The following is a 9,591-nucleotide window of genomic DNA, read 5'->3' as shown; positions in this document are numbered from 1 at the left end:
CGCCGCCTCGTCGCCATGGCCGAACGGTCGATCCGCCATATAAGCCGCCGACGGCGCGCGCCGCAGAACATAACCCGCAACCGCACCACCAGCACCCTCGCCCCCCAGGCCCCAGTCGAACGACCAGCTCTCCATGTTCGCACCGCCAGACAAACGAACCAGGTTCGACAAAGAACCGGGACCGGCAACGCGGGTCATGAAGGCGGACAGCGTTTCAGAAAGATCGGTCATAGACGGCGGCCCCGGCCCATCGCCCCGCCGGGCGAACGCCCTTTCCCAAATACCAGTCGATATTGCCGCACCATATACCCCGATTGCAATTTACTTAGAATACTAACTTATATAGACGACACCGGTCCGGCAAGGGCGAAAGCGGGGAGAGAGACGATTCGGCATATTGCGGCACCCGCGCCCCCTGCCCCAAGGCGGCCGGCATGAACCCGATCTGGCTTCCCGCCTCGCTGCTCGGAGGGCTGTTCCAGGCCTGGCGCACCGCGCTCCAGCAACGCTTGCGCGCCGAACTCAGCGTGAGCGGCGCGGGATTGGTGCGCTATCTATACGGCCTGCCCTTCGCGCTGGCGTTCGCCGCCATCTGGCTGTCGCTGACGGGCGCCGAACTCCCCGCCTTCTCTTCGCCCTATCTCGGCTTTGCCGCCGCCGGCGCGACCACCCAGATGGCGGGGACGATCCTGCTGATCATGGCGTTCGGGCACCGCGGCTTCGTCGTCGGCACCGCCTTTTCCAAGACCGAGGCGATGCAGGCGGCGCTGGTGACGGCGCTGCTGCTCGACGAGCATCTGCCGCTGCTCGCATGGGCGGGCATCATTGCAGGAGTCGCGGGCGTGCTCATCCTCGCGCTCGCCGGACGCGGCATCACGGTAGGTCAGATATGGAGATCGCTCGCGCAGCCGGCGGCGCTTTGCGGGCTCGGTGCCGGGTCGATGTTCGCCTGCGCCGCGATCGCGATCAAGCTCGCGACCGCGGAGTTGCCGGGGCTCGACCTGATATCGTCGGCGCTGGTCACACTCGTCATCGTGATGGCGATGCAGAGCATCCTGCACCTCGCCTGGATAGCCGCGCGCGACCGTCCGACGCTGGTTTCCGCGCTGCACTCATGGCGCACGTCGGGCCAAGTCGGTCTGCTGTCGGCGCTGGGGTCAGCATGCTGGTATGTCGGTTTTGCCGCCGCGCCCGCCGCGCTCGTGCGGATCGTCGGGCAGGTCGAGGTCATCTTCACCGTCGCTTTCGCACATTTCTACCTCCGCGAACGCGTCCGTTGGTACGAGATCGCCGGCCTGCTGCTCGTCGCCACGGGGGTCATTCTGGCGCTGATCGCGACGATCTGACACGCGGAGCATCGCTGGCCGTTACAAGCCATAACCCGGGCCTTCAGGGCAAGGCGCATTTCGTCATGCTTCGGGCAGCCCCCCATGTATAGGGAACAGCTTCGTCCAGCCGCCGGGAGAATGATCCATGTCCGACCTTGCCCCTTTTCACTACGCCTTTCCGGTCGACGATCTTGACGCTGCGCGGCACTTTTACGGCACCGTGCTCGGCTGTCCCGAAGGACGCAGCGACAGCGACTGGATCGATTTCAACCTGTATGGCCACCAGATCGTCGCCCATTGCGTCGGGACCAAGGGCGATGCGGTCGCCGGGTATAATCCAGTCGACGGCCATGCGGTGCCGGTACCGCATTTCGGCGTGGTCTTGCCCCCGGCAGAATGGCGCGCGCTCGCCGATCGCCTGAAAGGCCACGGCGTCGCATTCGTGATCGAACCCCACACGCGCTTTCGGGGGCAGCCCGGCGAACAGTCGACGATGTTCTTCCACGATCCGTCGGGCAACGCGCTTGAATTCAAGGCGTTCGCCGACCTCGGCCAGTTGTTCGCGAAATAGGGCGCACAGATATGCGGGGGATCCGACGACTGGCGGGATCGATGGGCGCGGCGCTCACGCTCGCTTTCGGTAGCGGACAATGTTCCGCGCTCACCGCCGGGGGCGAGACGGTAGCGGCGAGGGCGACGACGGGTGACATCCAGGCATCGCTGACGGTCGTGGGGGGCAAGGCCGACGCCGCCCAATTCGATGTTCGCATCACCGGCGTCCCGGCGCGGATCACCGGCGACAGTGACATGGCGGGGACAGTCAAAACAGCCGATATTTATCGGATGTCGGTGAAGGGGCCGGGGATTTTCGACGCCATATTCACCCTTGACGCTGCGGAAGTAACCCGGCCGGACGGCGCGCTTGCCCTGCCACCGATTTAAATCGTAGCGTGCGCCGGGCCGCGTCGAATTTTTCTTTGGCGGCGACACAATGATGGGCCTGGTTTCGAGGCACCCGCGCACAGCGGGCGAGTCCTGATCCGTCCCGAAAGCCGCTCCGCGAACATGGCACGCCTGCTCAAGCCCATGCAGCCCCACTTCGCGGGAGTCGATCTTGCCTCGCTGAACCTCGCAATCGTGCTACTTCCGACCTCGGCAACGCGCCTGGCAAGTCGGTCGTCTTTTACGCCCATAGCGACGCCGTGCGGGCAAAGGCCGGCATCGACTATGCCAGTCTCGGCAACAACCATGTCCATGACTATATCGAACCCGGGCTGGCGGCGGCTTCGTCAGCCGGACGGGCAAGGTCAACCGAACTAGGTTGCCGAGACGGTCGCGACGCTTGCGCCCAAGAGCTTCTTCCGTTCACCGAGCGCGCGCCATTATGCGCCGGTCGGGCGAATCAGATCCGAAAACCCGTCGAACTCGAAGCGCTGGTTCAGGAGCAGCCCAAGGGGAGCAACCGGACCACGGCGCTCGAAACCGCGCCGCACCGCCGTTTCGGGACCAATTCGGTGTCCGGAGGCGGATGGCAACCCTTGCGCGTCGATATCGATACCCGTTGCTGGGGAAAAGCCGCGGCGACCCCGTGCTTTTCGATGATCCGGCCTTCATAGCCCGGGAGGAAGGCGCGGCCAAGGAAATACCCCACCCGGGGTGTTCGCACGCGGGGGAAGCCCGCGGAAGGCACCATAGAGCGTGCCCAGGCCGGCGAATTTTGCTCAGCCTAGGTTCAGCGTCGCGGAGGTAGAAGCCGGCATCAAATGGCTCCAACGGCGGATTGCGCTGGACCATCGGGCGTGTCCGCTGATACGGAGCGTGCCGGTAATTCTCGAATAGGGTAGCAATGACCAGATTTTCGACCATGATTGGCCTGATCGCGGTGGCGGCGGGCATCACGCCCGTGCTGGCCCAGACTGTCGCCGACAGCGACGTCCCGACGACCAGCCTCAACATTCCGGGTAACGTCCAGATTTACGGCGATGCCAAGGGCAATGTCTATCGCCCCTCCGCGACGGTGAACGGGGAGATCATCACTGCCACCGATATCGAACAGCGCATGGCCCTGATCCGCATCGCGAACAGCGACGCGGTGCTGCCGCCCGAGGAATTGCAACGGCTGCGCAGCCAGGTCTTCAGTAATTTGATCGACGAAAAATTGCAGATCCAGGAAGCCAGGGCCGCCGACATCGCGATCGACGAGAATGTCGTGAACGAGCAATATGCCCGGCTAGCCGCGCGCTTCAAGCAGACGCCCGAACAATTTTCGGCCTATCTGGATTCCAAAGGATCGTCGGCGGCCGCGGTGAAGCAGCAGATTCGCGGCGAATTTGCCTGGGATCGCTTGTTGTCGCGCAATATCCAGTCGACCACCAATGTATCCACTGACGAAGTGCAGGCGGTCGAAAAGCGGCTGAACGAGGCAAAAGGCCAGGATGAATTCCATCTGGGCGAAATCTACCTGTCGGCGACGCCGGAAAATGCCGCAGCGGTGATGGAAAATGCGCAGAAGATCATCCAGGCGTTACAGTCGGGCGGCAGCTTTGCCGCCTATGCGCGCCAGTTTTCGGAAGCGTCGACGGCCAGCGTCGGCGGCGACCTGGGCTGGGTCCGACCCGCGCTGCTGCCGCAATCGATGGCCGACGCGGCGATGCAGATGCAGCCAGGCCAGTTGGTCGGCCCGATCGAGGTCCCCGGCGGCATGTCGATCATGCTAATGATAGACCGGCGCCAAGTGCTGACGGCCGATCCGCGCGATGCGATTCTGAGCCTGAAGCAAATCTCGCTCGATTTTCCGGTGGGCACGACGCAGGCCAGGGCGTCCGAACTGGCAGGCCAGTTTGCTGAAGCGACGCGCGGCATCGCGGGTTGCGGCGCCGCCGACGATGTTGCAAAATCGCTGGGCGCCAGCGTCGTCTCGCGCGACAATATCGAAATGCGCCAATTGCCCGCGCCCTTGCAGGCGACTTTGGTCAACCTTCAGGTCGGCCAGACGACGCAGCCGTTCGGCGCCGCGAACGAAGGGATCAGCGTCCTCGTCCTCTGTGGCCGCGACCTGCCCCAATCCGCCACGACAGCGGACAGCGAGCAGATCGAACAGCGGCTGCTCGAAGAAAAGGTCAACAAGCGGGCCCAGCGCTATCTGCGCGACCTGCGCCGGGATGCCGTGATCGAATATAGCTGATGCCTGGCCCACACAATCCGCGGCCGATCGCGGTCACCATGGGTGACCCGGCCGGCGTCGGACCCGAAGTCACGGCCCGCGCCTGGGCGGCGCGCCGCGAGAATGCCCTTCCTCCCTTCGTCGCTATCGGCGACGCGGCCGCCATCGCTGCCGTTTGGGACGGCCCCGTGTCGCGCGTTGGCGAAATGGGCGACGCAATACGGATATTCGCGGACGCCCTGCCCGTCTGGCATCTGGAGGACAGCGGTCCGCTGACCCCCGGCGTTCCGACGCCGGCCGGCGCGACCTGCGCGCTCCATGCTCTCGAAACCGGGATCGGGCTGACGCGCAATCAGGCGAGTGCGGCGCTCGTCACCGGATCGGTATCGAAATACGCGCTGCACGGCATCGGATATACCCATCCGGGACAGACCGAATTCATCGCCGAACGCTGCGGCGTCACCGCGACCAATGCGGTGATGATGCTCGCCGGGCCCAGCTTGCGCGTCGTGCCGCTGACCGTCCACATCCCGCTCGCCGACGTGCCCGAACGACTGACCAGTGAGTTGATCGTCGCCAAGGCGCGGATCGTCGTTCGTGGATTGAGGCGCGATTTCGGCATCGATACGCCGCGCATCGCGATCGCGGGGCTCAACCCCCATGCGGGCGAGAGCGGCCAGCTCGGCGGTGAGGAGGAACGAGTGATCGTTCCGGCCGTGGCGCAGCTTGCCGAAGAGGGCATCGTCGTCGACGGCCCAGTGGCGGCCGACAGCCTGTTCGCCCCCTCGGTTCGCGTGCGATACGATGCCCTGCTTTGCGCCTATCATGATCAGGCGCTGGCGCCGTTCAAGGCGCTGCATTTCCACGACGGGGTCAACCTGACACTCGGTCTGCCGATCATCCGCACTTCGCCCGACCATGGCACCGCGTTCAATATCGCGGGTACGGGCCAGGCCGACCCCGGACCGACGATCGCGGCGATCGCCATGGCCGGGCGGATGGCGCTCGCGCGCGAACGCAACTTCGCGCCCGCGAAGTGACCGTCCAGCCGCTCACGCCGCTGCCGCCGCTTCGCGAGACGGTGCGCGTACACGGGCTGTCGGCGAGCAAGGCGCTGGGCCAGAACTTCCTGTTTGACGAGCAATTGCTCGACCGGATTGCCGCGCTTCCCGGAAACCTCGACGGCGCGACGGTGTTCGAGGTCGGCCCCGGCCCCGGCGGGCTGACGCGCGCTTTGCTGCGCGCGGGCGCCAAGGTGATCGCGGTCGAACGCGACGATCGCTGCCTGCCGCTGCTCGCCGAGCTGGGCCAAGCCTTTCCCGGCCAGCTGACGGTGATCGCGGACGATGCGATGGCGGTCGATATCGGCGCGCTGACGGGCGGCGCGCCCTATCATATCGTCGCCAACCTTCCCTATAATGTCGGGACGGCGCTGTTCACGCGGTGGCTGGAACCCGCAGCCTGGCCGCCGCGCTGGCGATCGTTGACCCTCATGTTCCAGCTCGAGGTCGCCGAACGCATCGTCGCGCCTGTCGGGACGAACGCTTATGGACGGCTCGCGGTGCTGGCGCAGTGGCGTTCGAACGCCAGAATCGCGATGAAGGTGCATCGATCCGCCTTTACACCGCCGCCGAAGGTCATGTCCGCGATCGTCCATGTGACGCCCGCCGATGAACCCGCGGGCGTCGAGCCGAAGCGCCTGTCGAAGCTCACCGAAAAAGGGTTCGGCCAACGGCGCAAGATGCTGCGCCAGAGCCTGAAAGGCATTGAAGGCGCGGTCGATGCGGCCGAAGCGATCGGGATCGATCCAACGCGGCGCGCCGAGACGGTCAGCGTCGCCGAATGGATCGAACTCGCGCGCGCACTGGACCGCTGAAGTGAATTGCCCCCAATGTCGGCTTTGGATTGGAAAGCGGACATTGACGCAAGCAGCGCAGCCGTTGATACGCTTGGATCCGTGAGACGCTATCGATCCGTGTTTCTGATCATCGGAAGCGTGCTCCTACTCCTCGTGGGTGGCGCCGTTGCAATCTTCAGTGCGAACAAATGCGAAGATCAAGGTGGAAATGTCATCGGATTTATGACCCGGAGCCAATTCTGTCTGCACAGATAGTATTTTTGCACGAAACCGGCCCCTGCCTTTTGCCGTCCACCGGCGCTTGCAATTCCGGCGGTTCCCGGCTAAGCGCCGCCGCTTCCGTCATGGTCATCCCTGGAGGCGTGACGGAACTGTGTAACTGTTTCTCGGAGAATGAACATGAGCGATCAGCTGACGCTGACGGCCGAGACGCGCGAACGCGGAGGCAAGGGAGCCTCACGTGAACTGCGTCGTGAAGGTCGTGTCCCCGCCGTTGTCTATGGCGGCAAGGAAGAACCCCTGATGATCCACGTCGAAGAAAAGCTGCTGATGAAGCAGCTGATGACGGGTCACTTCATGAACTCGGTCGTCATGATCGAAGTCGGCGGAAAGACCATCCGCACCCTGCCGAAGGACGTCGCGTTCCATCCGGTCAAGGATCGTCCGATTCACGCCGACTTCCTGCGCATCGCCAAGGATGCCAAGGTCACCGTCGCTGTGCCGGTGTCGTTCGCGAACGAAGAAGCTTCGCCGGGCCTGAAGCGCGGCGGCGTGCTGAACATCGTCCGTCACGAGCTGGAACTCGTCTGCGACGCGGACAAGATCCCCGACGAGATCGCGATCGACGTCACCGGCTTCGACGTCGGCGATTCGATCCACATCAGCAACGTCACCCTGCCCAACGGCGTCGAAAGCGCGATCACCGATCGTGACTTCACCATCGCAACGATCGTCGCTCCGTCGGCGCTCAAGTCGAGCGATGGCGACACGACGAAGGATGACGGCGAAGAAGCCGGCGAAGGCGAAGAAGCCTAAACATTTTGGAACGCCCCTTCCCGCCGCGGGAGGGGCGTTTCCAGCAGACCCGGGAAAGGCACTGTCATGCAGCTCTGGGTCGGCCTGGGCAATCCCGGGCCCAAATATGCGATGCACCGTCACAATGTGGGCTTCATGGCCGCCGACGTCATCGCCGACTTTTACGACTTTCCCGCGCCAGCCAAGAAATTCCAGGGCTGGATCCAGGAAGGTCGCATCGGATCGCAGCGCATCCTGCTGCTCAAACCCGCTACCTTCATGAACGAGAGCGGCCGCAGCGTTCGCGCTGCGCTCGATTTCTACAAGTTGACGCCGCAGGACGTCACCGTCTTTTATGACGAGCTCGACCTTGTCCCGATGCAGATCAAGGTGAAACGCGGCGGCGGCGCGGCGGGCCACAATGGCATCCGATCGATGATCCAGCATATCGGCGAAGATTTCCGCCGCGTGCGTATCGGCATCGGCCATCCGGGGCACAAGGACCGCGTCACCGGCCATGTTCTCGGCAATTATCACAAGAGCGAGATGGAACCGCTGATCGACCTGCTCGGCGCGATCGCCGCCGAAGCGAAATGGCTGGCTGATGGCGACGATGTGCGCTTCCAGAGCGATCTCGCGCTGCGGCTGCAGGGCTGACAAGGCTCCGCAGGCCGTTACCGATCAGAAGCTGAACCTTCCTGAACTTTGCGATGATCCCATGGCGCCTGCGCCAACCGAATCGTGGACGTCGCCGGGCAATCGAAGTGGGCAATGTCCGCGCCCCACCGTAGCGGGAATCCCGCCGATTTGGCTGCTCGACCGAAGTAAGGCATGATGGTGCCGAAAGGAGCCTTCTCCATGCCCGACCGCCGTCACCCCAGCCGCCGCGATCTTATCGTGGGCGCCGCCGCCATGACCGCCGCCGCCCCCGCCCTGCTGCATGCTGCAATTCCGGCTGCGACGCCATCGCTCAAGGGGCGTACGATCCTCATCACCGGCGCATCGAGCGGCTTTGGCCGGGTTGGCGCGCTTCTTTACGCCCGGGCTGGCGCAAAGGTGATCGCGACGATGCGCAACCTTCCCCGCGACGAAGCGGTCAGCCTCGCCGCCGAAGCAGCACGGGACAAGCTCGACCTCCATATCGTCGAGATCGATGTCACCGACGATGCTTCGGTGGCAGCGGGCACTGCAAAGGCGCTCGACCTCGCGGCCGGACGCATCGACACGCTGGTCAATAACGCAGGCATCGGCATCACAGGCCCGGTCGAGGTCCAGGACGTGGAAGCGACAAAGCTGATCTTCGAGACCAATGTTCTCGGTATCCAGCGCATGCTCCGCGCACTGCTGCCCCAGATGCGCGCCGCCAAGACCGGACAGATCTTCAACATTTCGTCGCAGCTCGGCCGGGTGATTGTGCCCGGCGGCGGCCATTATTCCGCAACCAAATTTGCGGTCGAAGCCTTGTCGGAACAGCTTGCCTACGAACTGGTGCCGCACGGCATCGACGTTACGATCATCCAGCCTGGCGGTTATCCGACGAAGGTATGGGTCAACCGCAACATCTATACCGGCGCGCTCAAGGACCGCAGCGACGCGGCGCTGCTCGCCGCTTATGAGCCCTTCACCCGCGGCATGGGTACCGAGGATGGCAGCGGCCGCAGCGCCGATCCCGCGGACGTGCCGCGCGCGATCGCGGAGATCATGGCGATGCCCGCAGGCAAGCGTCCGCTGCGCCGCGCGGTCCATCCCGGCGCCAAACCGCAGGAAGCGATCAACAAGGTCGCCGCCGAGGTCCAGCTGGCGTGGCTCGGGAACTCGCCGCTGGGTCCGCTGGTCAAGGCAGTGCACGACTGACCGGACGATCGCTGCAACAAGAGCGTCACAAGAGTCCTATTCTCCTGACTTGGTGAAGCCATCGCGCTGACACCTGCCTCTGCAATCGGTGCCCCACCTCTCCCGGACAGGCGTTCGGGGTCCAACCGAAAAACAGGGGAACTGCATGTCACATCTTACCGACGAAGCCCGCGCGCCTTATCGCGGCGAAACCGACGTTGTTCCCGGGCCCGACAGCCTGGAAGCCATTGTTGCGGAAAACCCCTCGCGCCGCTCGCTGCTCCGCGGCGGCCTTTTCGGTCTGTCGGTTCTGCCGGCGATGGCGCTGGCCGCGTGCGACGACACCAGCGGCGACCCTACCGTCACGCTGCCTACCCCCACCCCGACGCCAACCC

The 9,591-nt window shown here is 64.5% G+C and carries 9 protein-coding genes and 2 pseudogenes; 10 read left to right on the top strand and 1 reads right to left on the bottom strand.

Features of this window, described 5'->3' with window-relative positions; genetic code table 11:
• Window positions 1–231, bottom strand: a pseudogene (locus tag ATE71_RS21395) (phosphotransferase family protein); the annotation flags it as partial.
• Window positions 232–434: 203 nt separating this feature from the next.
• On the opposite strand from ATE71_RS21395, the gene ATE71_RS21390 reads away from it, so the two are divergent.
• From ATE71_RS21390 to ATE71_RS21340, 10 genes and pseudogenes are all read left to right on the top strand, one after another.
• A complete protein-coding gene (locus tag ATE71_RS21390; protein ID WP_058805354.1) occupies window positions 435–1,346 on the top strand; it encodes a DMT family transporter in 912 nt (303 codons plus the stop codon).
• A 127-nt stretch (window positions 1,347–1,473) separates the two neighbouring features.
• Complete coding sequence (locus ATE71_RS21385; protein WP_058805353.1) at window positions 1,474–1,899, top strand: VOC family protein; 426 nt, start codon at window positions 1,474–1,476, stop codon at window positions 1,897–1,899.
• Between the two features lie 11 nt (window positions 1,900–1,910).
• Window positions 1,911–2,270: a hypothetical protein gene (locus ATE71_RS21380; protein WP_152998881.1), complete on the top strand. Its 360-nt coding sequence runs from the start codon at window positions 1,911–1,913 to the stop codon at window positions 2,268–2,270.
• A 904-nt stretch (window positions 2,271–3,174) separates the two neighbouring features.
• On the top strand, window positions 3,175–4,512 hold the full coding sequence (locus ATE71_RS21370; RefSeq protein ID WP_058805350.1) for a peptidylprolyl isomerase: 1,338 nt from the start codon (window positions 3,175–3,177) through the stop codon (window positions 4,510–4,512).
• The gene (pdxA, locus tag ATE71_RS21365; protein ID WP_082665347.1) at window positions 4,512–5,531 is read left to right on the top strand and encodes a 4-hydroxythreonine-4-phosphate dehydrogenase PdxA; all 1,020 of its coding nucleotides are present in this window, start codon (window positions 4,512–4,514) and stop codon (window positions 5,529–5,531) included. The genes ATE71_RS21370 and pdxA overlap by 1 nt, the downstream gene beginning before the upstream one ends.
• On the top strand, window positions 5,528–6,367 hold the full coding sequence (gene rsmA, locus ATE71_RS21360; protein WP_235588103.1) for a 16S rRNA (adenine(1518)-N(6)/adenine(1519)-N(6))-dimethyltransferase RsmA: 840 nt from the start codon (window positions 5,528–5,530) through the stop codon (window positions 6,365–6,367). The genes pdxA and rsmA overlap by 4 nt, the downstream gene beginning before the upstream one ends.
• 381 nt (window positions 6,368–6,748) lie before the next feature.
• Window positions 6,749–7,384, top strand: a complete 636-nt coding sequence (locus ATE71_RS21355) for a 50S ribosomal protein L25/general stress protein Ctc (RefSeq protein ID WP_058805355.1) — start codon at window positions 6,749–6,751, stop codon at window positions 7,382–7,384.
• A gap of 66 nt (window positions 7,385–7,450) precedes the next feature.
• The gene (gene pth / locus ATE71_RS21350; RefSeq protein ID WP_058805348.1) at window positions 7,451–8,020 is read left to right on the top strand and encodes an aminoacyl-tRNA hydrolase; all 570 of its coding nucleotides are present in this window, start codon (window positions 7,451–7,453) and stop codon (window positions 8,018–8,020) included.
• A 201-nt stretch (window positions 8,021–8,221) separates the two neighbouring features.
• Window positions 8,222–9,217 carry an SDR family oxidoreductase gene (locus ATE71_RS21345; RefSeq protein WP_058805347.1) on the top strand — a complete coding sequence of 332 codons (996 nt, stop codon included), beginning with the start codon at window positions 8,222–8,224 and terminating at the stop codon, window positions 9,215–9,217.
• 145 nt (window positions 9,218–9,362) lie between these two features.
• A pseudogene (locus tag ATE71_RS21340) lies at window positions 9,363–9,591 on the top strand (dTDP-glucose 4,6-dehydratase); the annotation flags it as partial.

Source organism: Sphingopyxis sp. H115, assembly GCF_001468465.1.
Taxonomy (GTDB): domain Bacteria; phylum Pseudomonadota; class Alphaproteobacteria; order Sphingomonadales; family Sphingomonadaceae; genus Sphingopyxis.
Note: the sequence above shows the minus strand (reverse complement) of the source record. Positions and strands in the feature narration are given on the sequence as shown.

Coding starts and splice junctions, on each gene's coding strand:
- ATE71_RS21390 (WP_058805354.1), top strand. CDS start 435: ATGAACCCGATCTGGCTTCCCGCCTCGCTGCTCGGAGGGCTGTTCCAG.
- pdxA (WP_082665347.1), top strand. CDS start 4,512: ATGCCTGGCCCACACAATCCGCGGCCGATCGCGGTCACCATGGGTGAC.
- ATE71_RS21370 (WP_058805350.1), top strand. CDS start 3,175: ATGACCAGATTTTCGACCATGATTGGCCTGATCGCGGTGGCGGCGGGC.
- pth (WP_058805348.1), top strand. CDS start 7,451: ATGCAGCTCTGGGTCGGCCTGGGCAATCCCGGGCCCAAATATGCGATG.
- ATE71_RS21385 (WP_058805353.1), top strand. CDS start 1,474: ATGTCCGACCTTGCCCCTTTTCACTACGCCTTTCCGGTCGACGATCTT.
- ATE71_RS21380 (WP_152998881.1), top strand. CDS start 1,911: ATGCGGGGGATCCGACGACTGGCGGGATCGATGGGCGCGGCGCTCACG.
- ATE71_RS21345 (WP_058805347.1), top strand. CDS start 8,222: ATGCCCGACCGCCGTCACCCCAGCCGCCGCGATCTTATCGTGGGCGCC.
- ATE71_RS21355 (WP_058805355.1), top strand. CDS start 6,749: ATGAGCGATCAGCTGACGCTGACGGCCGAGACGCGCGAACGCGGAGGC.